Below are 18,763 nucleotides of genomic sequence, written 5' to 3' on the forward strand. Positions count from 1 at the left end.
TCAGAAGTGCCTTTTGACGATTGCCGGGTGATCTTTTGAACGAGCCATTGCCGGCCACACCGCCTGCTTCCTTGCCACGCGCCTCGGCCTGCCCGGGGTTGCTGCGTATAGTCGCTGCCCGTGATGGCGGCCTGTGCCGCGTGAAGCTTGCCGGCGGAGCACTGAGCGCCGCGGCTGCCACCCAGGTGGCCGAGGCCGCCATGCGCCATGGCAGTGGCATGGTGGAACTGACCAACCGCGCCAACCTGCAATTGCGCGGTATCGCCCCCGCGGCCGAAGGCCCGCTGGTCGCCAGCCTCATGGCGGCAGGGCTTGGGCCGGCGGCCCCGGCAGCCGACGATGTGCGCAACCTGATGCTAAGCCCCATGGCGGGGCTTGACCCAAACGCGGCCCTGGATCCCCGGCCTTTGGCGAAGGCCTTGCTCGAGGCGCTGGAACAGCAGCCGCGCTATCACCAACTTTCCCCGAAGTTCGCCATGCAGGTGGACGCAGGGGAGAGGCTCGCCGAGCTGCGCCATGCCCATGACGTCTGGTTGTCACCTCTCTGGTTCGAGGGCCGCCTGTACATGGGGCTGGGCCTGGCCAATGCGATTGCTGGCACTTGCCCGGTGGCCGCTGTGCCGGTCGAGCATGCGGCGGCCCTGGTGTTGGGCGTGCTGGATCGCTTTCTTGCGCTGGCTGGGCCAGCTCCGGGGCGCATGCGAGAGTTGCTGCAAACCGTCCCGGTTTCCGCCTTGCTCGAGGGGCTGGATGTTCCCCTGCGGCGGGAGGGCCTCGTTCCGGTGACGGCGCGGTCACGACCCTTGCCACTGGGGCTGCATGCTCAACAGCAACCCGATCGCGTGGCGGTCGGGGTCGCTCCGCCGCTGGGGCGTCTCACCGCCGTCAGGTTGCTGGGCCTGGCGCGCCTTGCTCAGGCCGAAGGCATCGGCGAGCTTCGACTTACGCCCTGGCAAGGGCTATTGATACCTGGAGTCGCCCAGGCCCGCGCTACAGCGGTCCAGGCCAAGGCACGCGAGCTTGGCCTGCTGGCCGATCCTGGCGAGCCCCTGGCCAGCCTGGTGGCGTGCACCGGCTCGGTCGGCTGCGCCAGGGGCCTGGCCGACACCAAGGCCGATGCCCTGGCCTTGGCCGCTGCGCTGGGCCGGCCGCTGTCAGTACACCTGAGCGGCTGCGGCCGGTCCTGCGCACAGGCCAGCGTCGCACCCGTCACCCTGCTGGCGGTACGGCCTGGACACTACGATCTCTTTTTCCGCGAACCCATGGCGTCAGGCTTCGGCCGAGTCGCCGGGCGCGACCTTACTTTGCACGAGGCAGCGGCTCAGTTGGCCGCCTGCCCACGGAGCGCATTCGATGATTGACTACATACGCGATGGCCAGGCGATCTACCGCCAGTCGTTCGCGACCATTCGCGCCGAGGCGGACCTGAGCCAGGTTCCGCCGGACCTGGAAAAGCTGGCGGTGCGAGTGATTCATGCCTGTGGCATGGTGGACGTGGTGCAAGACCTGCAATTCTCGCCCGGGGCGGGCACGGCTGGTCGCCGTGCCTTGGCTGCCGGGGCGCCTATCCTGTGCGATGCTCACATGGTCGCCGAGGGTGTGACCCGGGCACGCTTGCCCGCGAACAACGCGGTGATCTGCACTCTCAAGGACGAACGAGTGCCAGGCCTGGCCCAGCGCCAGGGCAACACGCGCTCGGCGGTCGCCCTGGAGTTGTGGCGACCGTACCTGGAGGGCAGCGTGGTGGTGATCGGCAATGCGCCCACCGCATTGTTCTACCTGTTGGAGATGCTCGATGCCGGCGCACCGCGGCCGGCCTTGATCCTTGGCTTCCCGGTAGGTTTCGTGGGGGCGGCCGAATCCAAGGCCATGCTGGCGGCCGATAGCCGTGGAGTGCCCTTCGTGGTCGTCAATGGCCGTCGGGGCGGTAGCGCCATGGCGGCGGCCGCGGTCAATGCCCTTGCCACGGAGGTGGAATGATGGCCGCCGGACGCCTGTTCGGCCTGGGCGTGGGCCCAGGGGACCCTGAGCTGATCACCGTGAAGGCTCTGCGCCTGTTGCGAGAAGCGCCAGTAGTGGCCTATTTCGTGGCCAAGGGCAAGAAAGGCAATGCCTTCGGTATCATCGAGGCCCACTTGCAGCCGGCCCAGACGCTGCTGCCCCTGGTCTATCCGGTCACGACCGAAGCCCTGCCGGCGCCCTTGTCCTATGAGCAGGTGATCGCCGACTTCTACGACCAGGCCAGCATGGAGGTGGCGGCCCATCTGGAAGCGGGCCGGGATGTGGCGGTCATCTGCGAAGGCGACCCCATGTTCTACGGGTCATACATGTACCTACATGACCGTCTGGCGCAACGCTACCCGACGGAAGTGGTTCCGGGCGTGTGTTCCATGCTCGGTGGGGCCGCCGTGCTTGGCGCGCCTCTGGTGTACCGCAACCAGAGTCTTTCCGTGCTGTCCGGCGTGCTGCCGGCCGAAGAACTCAAGCGCCGCCTGGCTGACGCCGAGGCAGCTGTGATCATGAAACTGGGGCGCAACCTGCCCAAGGTTCGCCAGGTACTGTGCGATCTGGGCCTGGGTGAACGTGCCCTCTATGTGGAGCGAGCCACCATGGCCAACCAGAAGATCGTGCCCCTGGCCGAGGTAGACCCCATGTCATCGCCCTATTTTTCCCTGATCGTGGTCCCGGGCCAACGGTGGCAGGGATGAGTCCGGTGTATCCGGTGATCCTGGTGCTCGGCGCTTCGGCCCTGCCAACGGCCAGGCGAATCCAGCACTGTCTTCCCGATGCCCAGGTCTGGGGCCTGGCCGGCAGGGCCGATGGCGCGGACCATACCTACCACGGCTTCGGTGACACCCTGCGAGGCCTGTATCAGGAAGGGCATCCGATCATCGCATTGTGCGCGGCGGGCATCATCATTCGTGGCCTGGCTCCGGTTTTGGAGGAAAAAGGCCTGGAACCGGCCGTACTGGCAGTGGCCGAGGACGGCAGCGCGGTGGTGCCATTGCTGGGCGGCCTCGGCGGAGTCAACGGGATGGCCCGGACCATCGGCCTGGCCCTGGAGGTAGCACCAGCCATCACCACCAGTGGGGAATTGCGGTTCGGCACCTGCCTGCTCAGCCCTCCCGAAGGCTATGTATTGGCGGACCTGGAGCAGGGCAAGCACTTCGTGGCCGACATGCTGGCTGGCCGTTCCCTGCGCATCGAGGGCGCCGCGCCCTGGCTGGCCGAGGCCAACCTGCCGCTGGCCGTTGATGCCGACCTGGCGGTACGGGTAAGCCCCCACCAGGCGAAGGCTGAAGGAGAGCTGCTGATCCATCCACGCAGCGTGGCGGTAGCGGTGGGCGCGGCTGGCGAAGACTTGCCCGCCCGGGTGCTGGAGGCCCTGGCCGCCGCCGCGCTGGCGCCAGCCGCCCTTGCGGTGCTGCTGGCGCCGCGGCGGGCGATGGCCTCGCCTGCATTCGCGGCCGCGGCCGCGGCCCTGGGTGTTCAGTTGCGCTTCTGCGAGCTGGACGATCCCCAGGCCGCGCTGTTGCAGGCCTTGCCTGAGGCTGATCACCTGCAACGAGACGGTATCAGCCTGGCGGTCAGTGACAGCCCACTGCGGGCCGATGAGCTGGGGCTGCGTCGCGGGCGGCTTGCGGTGGTGGGGCTTGGTCCGGGCGCTCGCGCCCTGATGGTACCGGCGGTGCAAGCCGAGCTCACGCGCGCCCAGGATGTATTGGGCTATGAAACCTACGTCAACATGGCCGGGCCTTTCCGCCCGGAACAGGTGCTGCACTGCACTGACAATCGAGAAGAGCTCCAGCGCGCCCGGCATGCCTTCGAGCTGGCCAGCCAGGGGCGTGATGTGGTGGTGGTGTCTTCTGGGGACCCTGGCGTGTTTGCCATGGCGTCAGCGGTGTTCGAAGCGCTTGATGGCAGCGACGACCCCGCCTGGCATGGGGTAGACCTGGCCATCCTGCCGGGCGTTTCCGCTTCCCTGGCTGCCGCGGCACGGGCTGGGGCGCCGCTGGGCCATGACTTCTGCGTGATATCGCTCTCCGACAACCTCAAGCCATGGTCGACCATCGAGGCCCGCCTGGACCTGGCCGGCCAGGCCGACCTGGCCATGGCCTTCTATAACCCTATATCCCGCTCACGGCCTTGGCAGCTGGGCCAGGCCCTGGATATCGTACGGCGACACCGCGGGCCGGATACACCGGTGGTACTGGGGCGCGACATCGCCCGCCCAGCGGAGCGGCTGCGCGTGGTGACCTTGGGCGAGCTTACCCCGGAGATGGTCGACATGCGCACCATGGTGCTAGTGGGGTCGTCGACGACTCGCACGATCGCTCGGGAAGGCGGGGAACCCTGGGTTTACACACCCCGCTGGTACCCGCGGGCGCCTGGGACGGAAGCGGTTCTGGCCTGACTTGACGGCTACCCGGCCTTAGGGTACGCCTCGCTGGCTCCATGACGGAGCCAGCGGCATACCAAAAGGACAGGGATCATGAAGATCGATACCAAGGACATCAGCCTGCAACAGGCTGTGGTCATGGGCAGCAACTTGCTCGGCTTCGGCAAGGGGCTCGCGGCTCAAGAGCGAGAAGATGTCCGCAATACCTTTCAGTTGGCAACGCTGGTGGCCAATAAAAGCTTCGACAAGAAGACCCAGGCCGAGGCCTGGTTCAACCGACTCTTGTCAGTGATGGCCGACACTGGCTGGTTGACACTGACCGCCCGCTACGGCGCATGTAACGAAAGCTCACAAACGGTCAAGCTCCATAATGTCTTGCTCAGCGTGCTGGAAACCGCCGTCAGGCATGCCGTGGCCAGTACCCAAGTAGGCGCTGTGTTGAGCGCGCTGGCGGGTGAAACTCTCGACAGGCTGCCTCGCCAGGGCGACGCGATCGAGCTTTACAAGAACAGCTCACGCACGGACACCGGCGCGATCATGGGTGTAGCCTCCTGTGCCAGGGACCCGGAGGGCGAGATCATCCTGGCCATGGGCGTGGTGGATGCCGCCACCGAACACCATGACCATGACATGCTGCTGTTGGACTGGAGCAGCGATAAGGCCCGGCTGCATCAGGCGTCCATGGTGTTGACCATGGCGCCTGCCATGTTCGCTCGAAGCCGCGAAGGGGTCGCCCAGGCCCTTGGACATCGCGCCGAGGAAAACATAAAGACCTATCTGGATCTGCTCAAGGCCTAGGACGCCGGCCAGGGTCGCGGCCGACCCTGGCCCATCGATGACAGGAGGTCGATCATGCTCAGTGATTCGGCGGTGCTTGGCCCAGGCCTATTGTCCTTCGGTACGGACATCAGCGAACGCGAGCGGATGTCGGTGATTCATGCCTTGCGCTTCGCCCAGCAGGCGGCCTGGGATGCTTACCCGGGTAATCCCGCCGGCGACTGGTTCGACCATTTCTGCCGGCAATTACGCTGGCTGGGCTGGGATGCGCGGCCGCCGCAGCCCTATACCCCTTCGCGCAGCCGCCAGCGACTGTTCGATACTGCCGTGGAAGCCCTGGCCCTCAATGGCCCGCGGTTTCGGCAGGTGGCCGCCATGGGCATTGAGGCTTTATTGCAAAACCGGCCTGGGTTGTTGCTCTTCGAACGCTACGCCCGCCGCCATCATCACGGGATGTTCCAGATCATGCCGTGCGCGCGTGCGCGATTGGACAACGGTACCCCGGTGCTGGACATGCTGCTCTACCACGAAGAGCTCGACATGCGTGACGCCAGCCCGGGGTGTTTCACGCGAGAGGCGCCGCCACCCTTGATCAGTTGCCGGCTCGGTGTGGTGCGTTTCGGTATCCGCGCGTTCGAGACTGCCTGGCTGCCGAAGATCGAGGCGCGCTTCGCCAAGCCGTGGGAGGATGAGCGCTACATGCGCCTGCTGGTGGATCAGCCGGGCAAGAGGTAGCCGCGTACGCCCGTGAAGATGATCTGGGCAGCCAGGGCGCAGACGAATAGCCCCATCAGGCGGCTGACGATCTGCAGGCCCTGGTCACCGAGCAAGGCTTCGATCCGGTTGGAGAGATAAAGGACGATACCTACAGTAAGTGACGCCAGCGCAATGCCGACAATGGCGAGCAGCTTGTCGTCCCAATGGGGCTGGCTCACGCCCATTACCAGAAGCGCGCCGATGGTACCGGGGCCAACGGTCAGAGGAATGGTCAAGGGTACGATGGTGACATCTTGCTGCACATTGTCGGTCTGCACCGCCGATTTGCCTTGAGCCATGCCCAGGGCGGAGATGAACAGGACACTGCCGGCGCCGATGCGAAACGCGTCGGCGGTGATCCCGAACACCGAGAAAATCACCCGACCGAACAGGTACAGCAACAGACTGGCTACCAGCACGCCCAGGGCAACACGCCAGGCCAGCCGTTTGCGCTCCTTGAGTGAGTAGCCTCGGGAAAGACCGATGAAGCAGGACAGCACAAAGAACGGGCTGTAGAGCACAAGCATTTTCAGGTAGACGCTGAACAACTGATGCAACATGACGGACCTCGCTGGCGGCTTCGGCGAAGTCTACCAGCGCGGGCCAGGCCGCGGCATGGCCTGGCTCGTGGAATCAGCTAGGCTCGACTTCGCTGCGATTGCTGTCGCGCTGGGCCACCCAGTGGTCGATCAGTTCACGCAACTGGGACATTTCGATCGGCTTGGCCATGTGCCCGTCCATGCCGGCCATGCGCGCGCGCTCCTTGTGCTCGCTCAGGATGTGAGCGGTCAGGGCCACCACCGGGGTGCGTCGGCGGCGAGCGCCGAGTTCCCAGGCCCGCAGCTGCTGGGTAGCGGTGAAGCCATCGAGGATCGGCATTTCACAGTCCATCAGCACCAGGTCGTAGCGCTGCGCCTTCATGGCCCGCAAGGCTTCTTCGCCATTGCTGGCCGTATCCGGGTGCAGGTTGAGCTTGCCCAGCATGCCACGGATCACCTTGGTGGAAATACTGTTGTCTTCGGCCACCAGTATGCGGAAATCAGCAGGCACGGCGGGCGGCTCCCAGATAGCCTGGGCACCTGGTAGCAAGGGTGGCCTGGCTTCAGCCTGGGCGCGGTGAGCCAGTTCATCGGCCAGGGTCGTGCGTAGCGCATAACCGGCCACAGGCTTGGCCAGGATGCGCTTGATCCCGGCGTTGCGGGCGATCACCTTGCTGGGGGCATTGCTGATACCGGTGAGCATGATGATCAGGATGTCGTGGTTCAGGCTTGGGTCTTCCTTGATCTTGGCGGCAAGCTGCATGCCGGTCATGCCCGGCATGTTCTGGTCCAGCAGGACGACGTCGAAATAGTCGCGCAGGTGAGCCTTGGTCCTGAGCAGCGCCAGGGCTTCCTTGCCAGAAGAGGCGGCGCTCACGTTCAGGCCCCAGGCGCTGCACTGCTGTACCAGCACCTTGCGACAGGTATCGTTGTCGTCGACCACCAGCACGCGAGCGTCCCTGAGGCTGCTGTCCAGGTCCTGGATGTTCTGCTCCATGCGTTGCGGGTCCAGCGGTACGGTCAGCCAGAAGGTATTGCCCTGTTCGGCCCCACTCTTGATGCCAAACTCACCGCCCATCAGGGTGATCAACTGCCGGGCGATCAGCAGTCCCAGGTGACCGCTGGCTGGTTTGTTGGTCGTCAGCAAATCCTGGCTGCGCAACTCGCTATGCAGCAAGACATCGCGTTCCGGCGCTGGCAAGGCTTCGCCGCTGTCCTGCACGGCGATGCGCAGGCGGGGCGGGCCGCTGCGTTGGTCCAGGGCGGCGGCAAGCAATACCTCGCCGCCGGCCGCTTTCTTCAGGGCGTTGTCCAGCATGGCCAGCAACGCCTGGCGCAAGCGCATCGGGTCGCCGCTGATGACCCTGGGCACCTGCGGCTGGGTGAAGCTGATCAGCTCCACGTTCTGCTGTTCGGCTCGGGCCCGATAGATGTTCAGGCATTCCTCGATCAATGCGTTGAGATCGAACTGCACATCATCGAGCTCGATCTGCCCGGATTCGATCTTGGAAATGTCGAGGATCTCGTTGATCAGGGTCAGCAGCTCGTTGCCAGCGCTATGGATGGTCTGGACATAGTCGCGCTGCTTGACCGACAAAGGAGTGCCCAGCAGCAGCTCCGTCATGCCGAGCACGCCGTTCATCGGGGTGCGGATTTCATGGCTGAGCTTGGCCAGGAATTCGGCCTTGGCATTGGTTTCCGCGGTGCTGGCAGCCAGGTCGCGGCTTGCGCTGTAGCGGTCTTCGCTGATGCGGCGCAGGCGCGTGGTCAGTGCCAGGTTGAGAATGGCTCCCCCGCAGACCGCGCACCCCAGCATGCCGAAGATCAGCCACTGGACCGGGGTTCGGGTAAGCACCAGCAGTGCCGGAAGCACCACCAGGAAACCGAAGCTGCACAGCGACATGGCCAGGGTGAACAGCCGGGCGGGCGCGTAGCCTCGGTACCAGTGGCTGGCTGACACCAGCAGCATGCACAGGCAGGTTACCGCCACGGCGGCGTAGGCGACCAGATTCAAGGGCAGGGTGTCGACGAACAGCAGCAGCAGGCCGCATAGCGCAATCAAACCGATCAGGCCGATCACCATGCGTTGCAGGCGAGGGGAGGGCCTGGCCGCGAAAAAGCGCAGCGTATACACCAGGGCGAATTCCGCGCCCAGGAGCATGGCGAAATAGGCGGCAGGCGTGCGCGCCGGGCTCCATGGAATAGGCCAGGGGCTGCCCAGATTCACCAGAATCATCGCGCTCGCCAGGATCATGGCCTGGCAGGCGCCCAGCCATAGGCTACTGGCCGAATGGCTCAGTGCATAACGAGCGAAATTGTGCAGGATGAGCATGATCATGCAGCCAAGCAGCAAGCCGAACAGCAGCGTCTGCCCCTGCCTGGAGGCTACCTGGATGGCGGGCTCCAGGCTTACGCCAGGGCGGACCTGATGCTCGGAAACCAGGCGTAGGTAAAGGTCCACCGGAGCCTGGCTCAGCGGTATGGGCACCAGCAGGTCACCGCTGCGTGGCGGCGGCACGCTGCCTGGACCGTCGTAGCCGGTACGGGTGTGCAGAAGTTGCTGGTCGTCGGTGAAAACGAAGAGGTCGAACTTGGACAAGTCCGGCGCGAACAGGCGGATAACCTGTTCATGGGCTGAAGGCATCAGCTTGTAATGCAGCCAGAGGGCACTGTGCGCGGGGGCGGCATTGAGCTCGTGCAGCTCGACGGGCGCGAACTGGCTTTGGTAACGCTCGGAGCGAACGTCGCTGACCTGCAGGCCGGCCTGGTCGTCGACCAGTACCGACCAGCCACTGCCCTGGTCGGCAAACGCAGGCCGCAGGCAAACGAACAGCAGCCCGACGATAATGAGTAAGGCAGTCCTGAGCCGGTGCACGGGGAAGTCCCTGTCCTGGATAAGCATGGACTGAGTATAACCGCCCCAGCGCCGGACAGGTTGGCGGGGTGTCGGATAGCGCGCCTGCCCCCGGCGCTCGCGCGCAAGGGGCGGCGCTATCGGTCAGCCTTCTGCGCGCTCGCGGGCAATGGCGCGATAGCCGATGTCATGGCGGTAGAAGCCGCCTTTCCAGTCGATTTTCGCAGCCAGTTCGTAGGCCTGGCGCTGCGCTGCTCCCACGGATTCGCCCAAAGCGGTGGCGCAGAGCACCCGGCCGCCAGCCGTGATGACCTGGCCGTCGACCAGCGCGGTACCGGCGTGGAACACCTTGCCAGGAAGCGCAGCCGCCGCGTCAAGGCCCTGGATTACATCACCCTTGGCATAGTCGCCCGGGTAGCCGCCCGCCGCGAGCACGACGCCCAGGCTAGGCCGCGGATCCCACTGGGCTTCGATCTTGTTCAGTGCCTTGGCCAGGGCGGCCTCCACCAGCAGCACCAGGCTGGACTGCAAGCGCAGCATGACCGGCTGGGTTTCAGGGTCGCCGAAGCGGCAATTGAACTCGATCACCTTGGGGTTGCCCTGGCCGTCGATCATCAGCCCCGCGTAGAGGAAGCCCGTATAGGTGTTACCCTCGGCGGCCATGCCCCGTACCGTTGGCCAGATCACCTGCTCCATCACTCGCTGGTGCACCTCGTCGGTGACCACGGGCGCAGGCGAATATGCGCCCATGCCGCCCGTGTTCGGGCCGCTATCGCCATCGCCTACCCGCTTGTGGTCCTGGCTGGTGGCCATCGGCAGCACGTTCTGGCCGTCCACCATCACGATGAAGCTGGCTTCCTCGCCCTCGAGGAATTCTTCGATCACCACCCGCGACCCGGCGTTGCCGAAGGCATTGCCGGCGAGCATGTCACGCACGGCGGCTTCGGCTTCTCCCAGGGTCATGGCCACGATCACGCCTTTACCCGCGGCCAGGCCGTCGGCCTTGATCACGATGGGCGCGCCTTGCTTTTGCAGGTAGGCCAGGGCCGGCTCGATCTCGGTGAAGTTCTGGTAGGCGGCGGTGGGTATGGCGTGGCGGGCGAGGAAGTCCTTGGTGAACGCCTTGGAGCCTTCCAGCTGGGCCGCGCCCGCGGTAGGCCCGAAACAGTCCAGGCCGCGCTCGCGGAACAGGTCCACCACGCCGGCGACCAGAGGGGCTTCCGGGCCGACGATGGTCAGTTGCACGTTCTGCGCGGCGAAGTCCGCCAGTCGCTCGAGGTCCAATACGTCGATGGCGACGTTCTCGCATTTGGCCTCGGTCGCGGTACCGGCATTGCCAGGCGCCACGAATACCTTTTGCACGCGTGGGTCCTGGGCTACTTTCCAGGCCAGGGCATGCTCGCGCCCGCCGCTGCCGATGATCAAAACCTTCATGTCAAAACCTCGAATTCGAACGTCGGTGCCTTTCAGGCTTGCGGGCCCTGCCCGCGCCTACAGGCGACTCCGTGAAGGGCGCGATGCCGTGGGCAGATGCAAGGCGGCGGGCTGTCGCGAACGCGCAGTGCCTGATGGCAACGAGCATCTCGCAACAGTGCGCCAACGCCGCAAATGCCCGCGGCAGCGCGGCCGTTTAGTGGCGGAAATGGCGCATGCCAGTGAACACCATCGCAATCCCCGCTTCATCAGCGGCCGCGATCACCTCGGCATCACGCATTGAGCCACCAGGTTGGATGACGGCCCGAATCCCCGCCTTGGCGGCATTGTCGATACCGTCCCGGAAGGGGAAGAAGGCGTCGGACGCCATGACGGCCCCTTCCACCGCCAACCCGGCATGCTCGGCCTTGATGGCGGCGATACGAGCCGAATTCACCCGGCTCATCTGGCCAGCGCCAACGCCAACGGTCTGGCGATTGCGCGCATAGACGATGGCATTGGATTTCACGAACTTGGCCACTTTCCAGGCGAAGATCAGGTCATGCACTTCCTGCTCGGTAGGGGCGCGGCGGGTGACGATCTTCAGATCGTCGGCGCCGATCATGCCGTTGTCGCGGCTCTGCACCAGCAGGCCGCCGTTGACGCGCTTGAAGTCCCAGGCAGCGGCGCGCTCGGCCGGCCATTGGCCGCAGGCCAGCAGACGCACGTTCGCCTTGGCGGCCACCACGGCACGGGCTTCGGCGCTCACGCTTGGCGCAATGATGACCTCGACGAACTGACGCTCGACGATGGCCTTGGCGGTTTCGCCATCGAGCTCGCGGTTGAAGGCGATGATGCCGCCGAACGCCGACTCGCTGTCAGTAGCGTACGCCAGCTCGTAGGCCTGGCGAATGCCGCCTTCGGCATCCGGGCAGACCGCCACGCCACAGGGGTTGGCATGCTTGACGATCACGCACGCCGGCTTGGTGAAGCTCTTGACGCACTCCAGGGCGGCGTCGGTGTCGGCCACGTTGTTGTAGGACAGTTCCTTGCCCTGCAACTGCACAGCGGTGGCGATGCTGGCCTCGGCGGGCTTGGCTTCGACGTAGAAAGCCGCGCTCTGGTGCGGGTTCTCGCCGTAGCGCATGCCCTGGGCCTTGATGAACTGACTGTTGAAGGTGCGTGGGAAGCTGTCGCGGGCCTCGGTGGACAAGGTCTCGGCGGTTTGATCGATACCGCCGAAATAGTTGGCGATCATGCCGTCATAAGCCGCGGTGTGCTCGAAGGCCTTGAGCATCAGATCGAAGCGCTGGGCGTAGGTCAGGCCACCCGCCTTGAGGCCATCGATGACCGAGGCGTAATCGCTGGCGTTGACCACAATGGCCACATGCTTGTGGTTCTTGGCGGCGGAACGAACCATGGTCGGGCCGCCGATGTCGATGTTCTCGATGGCCGTCGCCAGGTCGCAGCCGGGCTTGGCAACGGTCGCTTCGAAGGGATACAGATTGACCGCCACCAGGTCGATGGCGCGAATGTCATGCTCGGCCATGACGGCGTCGTCCACACCACGGCGCCCCAGGATCCCGCCGTGGATCTTCGGGTGCAGGGTCTTTACCCGGCCGTCCATCATTTCCGGGAAGCCGGTGTAGTCAGCTACCTCGACAGCGGCCACGCCGTTGTCACGCAGCAGCTTGAAGGTGCCGCCGGTGGAAAGGATTTCCACGCCCAGGGCTTCCAGGTCACGGGCAAACTCCAGGATGCCGGTCTTGTCGGACACGCTGATCAGGGCACGGCGGATCGGCAGGCGGGTGGTCTGGTCGGTCATTTCGGTTTCCATTCAGAGCGGTGAGCAAAAAAGGCGAGCTGCAAGCAGTCGCCTTTTCGGAATTTCGGTGGCCTCAGAGCAGATCGTACTGCTTGAGCTTCTTGCGCAGGGTGCCCCGGTTCAGCCCCAGCATCTCGCTGGCCTTGGTCTGGTTGCCCTTGACGTAGTTCATGACGGTTTCCAGCAGCGGGGCCTCGACTTCGGACAGCACCAGGTTGTACACGTCCGTGACAGAGGCGCCTTCGAGGTGGGCGAAGTAATTATGCAGCGCCTTCTCGACACTCCCGCGTAGTGTCTGGCCCTCTTCGGAAGGGGCGTTCAGGTGCTGCTTGAGGTTGGCGTTGTCGCTCACGGGCGTTGTTCCACTCACTAATGTCTCGGTCATCATCGTCATGCGGCCACCCCTTCTCCGTCCTTTGTGACAAGGCTCTCGTAGCGTTCGCGGAAGAACTCGCGAATCTTGGCGCACTGCGCTGCCGTATCTTCCAAACAATTGAAGCTGCCGCGGAATTCCCGGGCGCCCGGCAGTGTCGCCAGGTACCAGCCCACATGCTTGCGGGCGATCCGAACGCCCATCACATCGCCATAGAACGCATGCAGGGCGGCCAGATGTTCCAGCAGGATTCGTTCCACTTCCTCCAGCTCTGGCGCCGGCAGAAGCTCGCCGGTGCGCAGATAGTGCTCGATCTCCCGGAAGATCCACGGCCGCCCCTGGGCGGCGCGGCCGATCAGCAGGCCGTCGGCGCCGGTATGGCCAAGCACCTGAAGCGCTTTGCCAGGGGAGGTGATGTCACCGTTGGCGAAAACCGGAATCGACACCGCCTGCTTGATGGCAGCGATAGTGTCGTACTCGGCCTCGCCGGTGTACAGGTCTGCCCGGGTCCGGCCGTGAACCGCCAGGGCGCTGATACCCGAGCCCTCGGCGATCCTGGCCACAGCCAGGCCGTTGCGGTTCTCACGGTCCCAACCGGTGCGTATCTTCAGGGTGACCGGTACATCCACCGCGGCCACCACGGCCTGCAGGATTTCCGCCACCAGCTTCTCGTCGCGCAACAGAGCGGAACCAGCCGCCTTGTTGCATACCTTTTTCGCCGGACAACCCATGTTGATATCGATGATCTGGGCCCCTGCCTCCACGTTGGCCTTCGCCGCGGCGGCCAGCATCTGGGCATCGCCACCGGCGATCTGTACCGAGCGCGGCTCGGGGTCGCCGTCATGGATGCGCCGCAAGCGTGACTTGCGACTGTTCCACAAGGACATGTCCGCGGTGACCATCTCGGAAACCACGAGCCCCGCGCCCAGGCGCCGGCAAAGCTGGCGAAAGGGTTGGTCGGTCACGCCCGCCATGGGCGCGAGAACCAAGCCGTTGCTGAGTGTATAGGGGCCGATGCGTACCGCCGACATAGGTGGGTTACCCGTGATGAGGCCGGATTCGTACGAAGCCTGGAGTTCGAAAAAGGGATCGCATGATACTCGCTCTGGATGACCGGATAAAGGTCAAACTGGATAAAATCTGAACAGCTCCAGGCTTCGAGCGGAGCGATCGGATAACCGGTTTCACTCCGGTGAATGAAAGGACAAACTGTAGTTCACGGCGCGCTTGCCCGGGTCGAGAATATCGAGAGCGATGTGGATCGGGATCTGTGGCGGCATTTCGCTTTGCCCCGCCAGGTCTCCGTTGAGGTATTCCGACGGCTTGAAGCGCCGACTGGCGATCAGCTTGTTGTTGATATCCGCGAAGCGCAGCTCCAAGAGTGGAAACGGCTGGCTGAAGGGCGCGCGGTTATAGATGATCGCATCCACCACCAACGCCCCGGCAAAGGTGGGGTGGCTGCGCACCACCAGGTTGCTGCTGCGGATGAGGTGGATGTCTACTCGCGACGGTACGGTGCATCCCAGGGCGGGACACAGGCTGACGAACCAGGGGCGGTAGCTTTCCTGTCGGGCAAGCTCATCGAAATGGAACACCACGTACTGGGCGACCAGCGCAACGGCTGCCAGCAAGGCAAGACCACCCCAGATCAGGCGCTGGCCCCAGGACGCGCGGGGCTTTTCCCATTCCAGTCGCAGAGGGTCTTCCTGAAGGTCGAGCAGAGGCTCCTCGCGCAGGCGGGGTTCGCTGCGGGCAGGCTCTTGATCCAGGGGCGCGGCTTGAATCGCTTCCATGCCCGAGACAGGGGCCTGGCGCAGCGCGGCCAACCGGCCTGGGTTCACCTGGCTCTGCGCGCGGGACGGCAGCGGCGAGAAGGGCGCATGCGGCGTGTCGTCATCGTCATCCAGGGCCTCGCTCGGTGAGCCGAGGCGCGGCTCGTGCCGATCTTCGTGTTCAGCATCGAGCGTGTCTATCTCATCGTGCTCGTCGGGGCTGCCAAAGGGTTCGTCGAGCCAGTCGTCGCCGTTGTCCCGCTGCGCGCTGAACGCTCGCTCCGGCGCGTTGGTTGTCGGCGATGAAGCCGGACGGCGCTCCAGCCGCGCCAGTTCGCGGTCCAGGTCCAGCTGTTCGAACTGCGCCTGCTCACGCTGCCAGGCGTCCGGATCGGGCAGGGTCGGGGCCTTCAAAGGCGTCGTAATGGACGGCGCGCCGCCTTGTCCAGTGCTTTGCTCGAGCAACTGGCGGGCGGCATTGAACACTTGCTTGCAGGCGCCGCAACGCACGGCACCGCGCGCCACGCTGAGCTGATTGTGGCTCACCTTGAAGCTGGTGTGGCAATGGGGGCACTGGGTAACGAAGCTTTGGGTCATGCGCGGGTCCGGTTCCAGGCGTCCATCTTAAGCATCGGCGGCGGCGCGGGCTATGCCCGGCGGCGCCCGCTGATCCTGACCCAGCCATCGCGTTCGACGATAGGGTCGAGCTCGAAGGCACCGGCGTAAGCGGCGGCGACCTCATCGCCTTGCTCGGCCAGGATGCCGGAAAGAGCGAACAGCCCGCCGGGGCGGACCAGGCTGGCCAGGCGTGGCGCCAGGTTGACCAGCGGGCCGGCGAGAATATTGGCCACCAGTACGTCCGCCGGCTCTTCGGGCAAGGCTTCGGGCAGGTACAAGGCCAGGCGGTTTTCAGCAATGCCATTGCGCCCAGCGTTATCGCGCGAGGCTTCCAGCGCTTGCACGTCGATATCCGTACCCACTGCCGACTCCGCTCCCAGCAACAGAGCCGCGATGGCCAGGATGCCTGAACCGCAGCCGAAATCCAGTACTCGCTGGTTGGTCAGCGCCTGGCCATCGAGCCACTCCAGGCACAGCGCCGTTGTAGGGTGGGTGCCAGTGCCGAAGGCCAGCCCCGGATCAAGCAACAGATTCACCGCGTCGGCCTCCGGCGCGGCGTGCCAACTGGGCACTATCCACAGGCGCTGGCCGAAGCGCATCGGCTGGAAGTTGTCCATCCAACTGCGCTCCCAGTCCTGGTCCTCGATGACCTCGGCCTGATGCTCGGGCAGGGTGTCGCTGGTCAGCAGGCGCAGGTGGGCAAAAACCGCATCAGGGTCGGTGTCGGCTTCGAACAGCGCCAGCAGATGGGTATGAGCCCACAGCGGTGTAGTGTTCAGGTCCGGCTCGAAAATCGGCTGGTCCTCGGCGTCCATGAAGGTGACCGAAACGGCGCCGATGTCCAGCAGCGCATCTTCATAGGTTTCGGCCTGCTCAGGGCCGATGGCCAGGCGAACTTGAAGCCAGGGCATGTTCTGTTCCTTTGGGGCGTGCCACGCCAGGGCGCGGGCGGGTAAAGCGGGGCAGTGTACTGCACCGGGCCGGGGTTGGGATATCCAGCGTAGCCGGGCGACCCTATTTTGGTAGCTGGATAAGCGTCCCGTGCTCGAGTGGAGCGCACGCTTGCTACGGTGCTGGGGCACGGGTGAGGCGGGGGGGAATTGCCATGGAAGTCGGATGCACTCCCTGGCGACCACGAAGCGCAGACAACCCTTTGCGGCGTCACCTGGCCTGCCCCGGGGCAACGGGGCAGGCCAGGGGATTACTTGGCCTTTTCCTCGGCCAGCTTGTGCTCGAGGTAATGAATGTTCACGCCCCCCTTGCAGAAGCTTTCATCGCGGGTGAGGTCGCGATGCAGCGGGATGTTGGTCTTGATGCCATCCACCACGATTTCGTCCAGGGCATTGCGCATGCGCGCCATGGCTTCGTCGCGATCCTTGCCGTAAGTGATGAGCTTGCCGATCAACGAATCATAGTTCGGCGGTACGGCATAGCCGCTGTACAGGTGCGAGTCCACCCGCACGCCATTGCCGCCTGGGGCGTGGAAGTGCTTGACCGTGCCTGGGCTTGGAATGAAGGTGCGCGGATCTTCAGCGTTGATCCGGCATTCCAGCGAGTGGCCGCGGATGACCACGTCGTCCTGGGTGAAGGACAGTTTGTTGCCAGCGGCGATGCTGAGCATTTCCTTCACGATATCGATACCCGTCACCATTTCGGAAACGGGGTGTTCGACCTGGACCCGGGTGTTCATCTCGATGAAGTAGAACCGGCCGTCCTCGTACAGGAATTCGAACGTACCGGCACCGCGGTAGCCGATCTCGATGCACGCATCCACGCAGCGCGCCAGAACTTCCTGGCGGGCCTTTTCATCGATGCCCGGTGCCGGCGCTTCTTCCAGTACCTTCTGGTGGCGGCGCTGCAGCGAACAATCGCGGTCTCCCAGGTGCACGGCACTGCCCTGGCCATCGGAGAGCACCTGCACTTCCACGTGGCGTGGGTTGGTGAGGAACTTCTCCAGGTACACCATGGGGTTGCCGAAGGCCGAGGCGGCCTCGGTGCGGGTGAGCTTGGCCGAGGAGATGAGGTCCTCTTCCTTGTACACCACGCGCATGCCACGACCACCGCCACCGCCGGCAGCCTTGATGATCACCGGGTAGCCTACCTCGCGACCGATGCGCAGGGCTTCGGCTTCGTCTTCCGGCAGAGGACCGTCCGAGCCCGGTACCGTAGGCACGCCAGCGCGTTTCATGGCGTCCTTTGCCGATACCTTGTCACCCATCAGGCGAATGGTGTCTGCTTTCGGGCCAATGAAAGCGAAACCGGATTTTTCAACCTGTTCGGCGAAGTCGGCGTTCTCGGCCAGGAAGCCATACCCTGGGTGAATGGCGGTAGCGCCCGTCACCTCGGCGGCGGCGATGATCGCCGGGATGTGCAGGTAGGACTTGGCCGCGGGCGCCGGCCCGATGCAGACCGATTCGTCGGCCAGGCCCAGATGCATCAGCTCACGGTCGGCGGTGGAATACACCGCGACGGTCTTGATCCCGAGCTCCTTGCAGGCGCGCAGGATCCGCAAGGCGATCTCGCCGCGGTTGGCGATCAATACTTTTTCCAACATCGGAGACTCTCCGCGGTTCAAACGATGGTGAACAACGGCTGGTCGAACTCAACCGGCTGCCCGTCTTCCACCAGAATGGACTCGATCACACCGCTGGTTTCGGCTTCGATGTGGTTCATCATCTTCATGGCTTCGACGATGCAGAGGGTGTCGCCCTTCTTCACGGTCTGACCGACTTCAGCGAAGTTCGGCGAAGTCGGCGATGGCTTGCGGTAGAAGGTGCCGACCATGGGCGAGCGCACAACCGTACCGTTGAGCTTGGGCGCGGCGGGCGCTTCCGCTGCAGGGGCAGCGGCGGCTGCGGCAGGGGCTGGCGCCGGGGCCGGGGCAGCGGCGGGAGCAGCATAGAACTGTTGCGCGGGCGCTTTGCTGTGACGGCTGATCCGAACGGATTCCTCGCCTTCCTTGATTTCCAGCTCGTCGATACCGGACTCTTTCAGCAGCTCGATCAGTTTCTTGACTTTACGAATATCCATGAACTTCAACTCCCGCATGGGTCAGGGGTTTTAAGGCAAAAGGGTCAGGTGGGCCGAACGGCTCGAAGCCGAGGCGGCACACGTGGCGCTAAGGTGCGCAAGCCCCCGCGCACGCAGTACAGGGGGCGGGGCGATAACGTATGTCCTTGATCGCGCATCGATATACGGCGCATCAGGGTGTGGGATGCTCCGCGACCTTGCCGCGTCACGTTCCAGGCAGAACTTGACGCTTGCATGGGCGGAAGCTGTACGGAGCGAGCAACCGGCATGGGCGCCGTTGGCCGACCCTTTTTCAGGTTCTTGTTGTGACATGGGGGGCGACTATGCCCAACTGTACAAGCGCTGTCCAGTTTGACGACGCTGCCAGCACGTTGGGCGAGAATCCCGGCAACTATCTGACCGCTTCG

Annotated in this window: 16 protein-coding genes; 6 read left to right on the top strand and 10 right to left on the bottom strand. The window is 64.6% G+C overall.

All coding sequences use genetic code 11. From position 1 onward, the window contains the following. Positions 1–35 precede the first annotated feature (35 nt). The 6 genes from cobG to ACP691_RS15090 all read left to right on the top strand — a co-directional run bounded on the left by cobG (position 36) and on the right by ACP691_RS15090 (position 5,911). Entirely contained in the window at positions 36–1,361 is a 1,326-nt protein-coding gene (gene cobG, locus ACP691_RS15065) for a precorrin-3B synthase (protein ID WP_426150315.1), read from the top strand. Then, positions 1,354–1,980: a precorrin-8X methylmutase gene (locus ACP691_RS15070; RefSeq protein ID WP_426150313.1), complete on the top strand. Its 627-nt coding sequence runs from the start codon at positions 1,354–1,356 to the stop codon at positions 1,978–1,980. Before cobG ends, ACP691_RS15070 begins: the two co-directional genes overlap by 8 nt. Next, entirely contained in the window at positions 1,977–2,708 is a 732-nt protein-coding gene (locus ACP691_RS15075; RefSeq protein ID WP_426150311.1) for a precorrin-2 C(20)-methyltransferase, read from the top strand. Before ACP691_RS15070 ends, ACP691_RS15075 begins: the two co-directional genes overlap by 4 nt. Then, on the top strand, positions 2,705–4,414 hold the full coding sequence (cobJ, locus tag ACP691_RS15080; RefSeq protein WP_426150310.1) for a precorrin-3B C(17)-methyltransferase: 1,710 nt from the start codon (positions 2,705–2,707) through the stop codon (positions 4,412–4,414). The genes ACP691_RS15075 and cobJ overlap by 4 nt, the downstream gene beginning before the upstream one ends. Positions 4,415–4,492: 78 nt before the next feature. After that, the gene (locus ACP691_RS15085) at positions 4,493–5,197 is read left to right on the top strand and encodes a hypothetical protein (RefSeq protein ID WP_426150308.1); all 705 of its coding nucleotides are present in this window, start codon (positions 4,493–4,495) and stop codon (positions 5,195–5,197) included. A 54-nt stretch (positions 5,198–5,251) separates the two neighbouring features. After that, complete coding sequence (locus tag ACP691_RS15090) at positions 5,252–5,911, top strand: hypothetical protein (protein ID WP_426150306.1); 660 nt, start codon at positions 5,252–5,254, stop codon at positions 5,909–5,911. Here the strand turns inward: ACP691_RS15090 and ACP691_RS15095 are convergent. The 10 genes from ACP691_RS15095 to accB all read right to left on the bottom strand — a co-directional run bounded on the left by ACP691_RS15095 (position 5,893) and on the right by accB (position 18,356). Then, entirely contained in the window at positions 5,893–6,489 is a 597-nt protein-coding gene (locus tag ACP691_RS15095) for a MarC family protein (RefSeq protein ID WP_426151093.1), read from the bottom strand. The genes ACP691_RS15090 and ACP691_RS15095 overlap by 19 nt on opposite strands. A gap of 76 nt (positions 6,490–6,565) precedes the next feature. Next, positions 6,566–9,346: a response regulator gene (locus ACP691_RS15100; protein ID WP_426150304.1), complete on the bottom strand. Its 2,781-nt coding sequence runs from the start codon at positions 9,344–9,346 to the stop codon at positions 6,566–6,568. 123 nt (positions 9,347–9,469) lie between these two features. Beyond that, positions 9,470–10,759: a phosphoribosylamine--glycine ligase gene (gene purD, locus ACP691_RS15105; RefSeq protein WP_426150302.1), complete on the bottom strand. Its 1,290-nt coding sequence runs from the start codon at positions 10,757–10,759 to the stop codon at positions 9,470–9,472. A gap of 196 nt (positions 10,760–10,955) precedes the next feature. Next, a complete protein-coding gene (gene purH, locus ACP691_RS15110; RefSeq protein WP_426150300.1) occupies positions 10,956–12,563 on the bottom strand; it encodes a bifunctional phosphoribosylaminoimidazolecarboxamide formyltransferase/IMP cyclohydrolase in 1,608 nt (535 codons plus the stop codon). 73 nt (positions 12,564–12,636) lie between these two features. Beyond that, positions 12,637–12,957, bottom strand: a complete 321-nt coding sequence (gene fis, locus ACP691_RS15115) for a DNA-binding transcriptional regulator Fis (protein WP_040259956.1) — start codon at positions 12,955–12,957, stop codon at positions 12,637–12,639. Next, positions 12,954–13,967: a tRNA dihydrouridine synthase DusB gene (gene dusB, locus ACP691_RS15120; RefSeq protein ID WP_426150299.1), complete on the bottom strand. Its 1,014-nt coding sequence runs from the start codon at positions 13,965–13,967 to the stop codon at positions 12,954–12,956. The genes fis and dusB overlap by 4 nt, the downstream gene beginning before the upstream one ends. A gap of 153 nt (positions 13,968–14,120) precedes the next feature. Further along, the gene (locus ACP691_RS15125; RefSeq protein WP_426150297.1) at positions 14,121–15,305 is read right to left on the bottom strand and encodes a DUF3426 domain-containing protein; all 1,185 of its coding nucleotides are present in this window, start codon (positions 15,303–15,305) and stop codon (positions 14,121–14,123) included. Between the two features lie 50 nt (positions 15,306–15,355). Beyond that, on the bottom strand, positions 15,356–16,237 hold the full coding sequence (prmA, locus tag ACP691_RS15130) for a 50S ribosomal protein L11 methyltransferase (RefSeq protein WP_426150295.1): 882 nt from the start codon (positions 16,235–16,237) through the stop codon (positions 15,356–15,358). Positions 16,238–16,527: 290 nt separating this feature from the next. Further along, on the bottom strand, positions 16,528–17,880 hold the full coding sequence (accC, locus tag ACP691_RS15135) for an acetyl-CoA carboxylase biotin carboxylase subunit (protein WP_426150293.1): 1,353 nt from the start codon (positions 17,878–17,880) through the stop codon (positions 16,528–16,530). A gap of 17 nt (positions 17,881–17,897) precedes the next feature. Then, entirely contained in the window at positions 17,898–18,356 is a 459-nt protein-coding gene (accB, locus tag ACP691_RS15140) for an acetyl-CoA carboxylase biotin carboxyl carrier protein (RefSeq protein ID WP_426150291.1), read from the bottom strand. Between the last annotated feature and the right edge of the window lie 407 nt (positions 18,357–18,763).

The organism is Pseudomonas sp. DC3200b2 (genome assembly GCF_049895785.1).
Lineage (GTDB): Bacteria > Pseudomonadota > Gammaproteobacteria > Pseudomonadales > Pseudomonadaceae > Aquipseudomonas > Aquipseudomonas massiliensis.

Excerpts from the sequence above, each read along its gene's own strand:
- purH (WP_426150300.1), bottom strand. The coding sequence starts at position 12,563 with ATGACCGACCAGACCACCCGCCTGCCGATCCGCCGTGCCCTGATCAGC.
- dusB (WP_426150299.1), bottom strand. The coding sequence starts at position 13,967 with ATGTCGGCGGTACGCATCGGCCCCTATACACTCAGCAACGGCTTGGTT.
- ACP691_RS15085 (WP_426150308.1), top strand. The coding sequence starts at position 4,493 with ATGAAGATCGATACCAAGGACATCAGCCTGCAACAGGCTGTGGTCATG.
- purD (WP_426150302.1), bottom strand. The coding sequence starts at position 10,759 with ATGAAGGTTTTGATCATCGGCAGCGGCGGGCGCGAGCATGCCCTGGCC.
- accC (WP_426150293.1), bottom strand. The coding sequence starts at position 17,880 with ATGTTGGAAAAAGTATTGATCGCCAACCGCGGCGAGATCGCCTTGCGG.
- ACP691_RS15075 (WP_426150311.1), top strand. The coding sequence starts at position 1,977 with ATGATGGCCGCCGGACGCCTGTTCGGCCTGGGCGTGGGCCCAGGGGAC.
- fis (WP_040259956.1), bottom strand. The coding sequence starts at position 12,957 with ATGACGATGATGACCGAGACATTAGTGAGTGGAACAACGCCCGTGAGC.
- cobJ (WP_426150310.1), top strand. The coding sequence starts at position 2,705 with ATGAGTCCGGTGTATCCGGTGATCCTGGTGCTCGGCGCTTCGGCCCTG.
- prmA (WP_426150295.1), bottom strand. The coding sequence starts at position 16,237 with ATGCCCTGGCTTCAAGTTCGCCTGGCCATCGGCCCTGAGCAGGCCGAA.
- ACP691_RS15090 (WP_426150306.1), top strand. The coding sequence starts at position 5,252 with ATGCTCAGTGATTCGGCGGTGCTTGGCCCAGGCCTATTGTCCTTCGGT.
- accB (WP_426150291.1), bottom strand. The coding sequence starts at position 18,356 with ATGGATATTCGTAAAGTCAAGAAACTGATCGAGCTGCTGAAAGAGTCC.
- ACP691_RS15125 (WP_426150297.1), bottom strand. The coding sequence starts at position 15,305 with ATGACCCAAAGCTTCGTTACCCAGTGCCCCCATTGCCACACCAGCTTC.
- ACP691_RS15070 (WP_426150313.1), top strand. The coding sequence starts at position 1,354 with ATGATTGACTACATACGCGATGGCCAGGCGATCTACCGCCAGTCGTTC.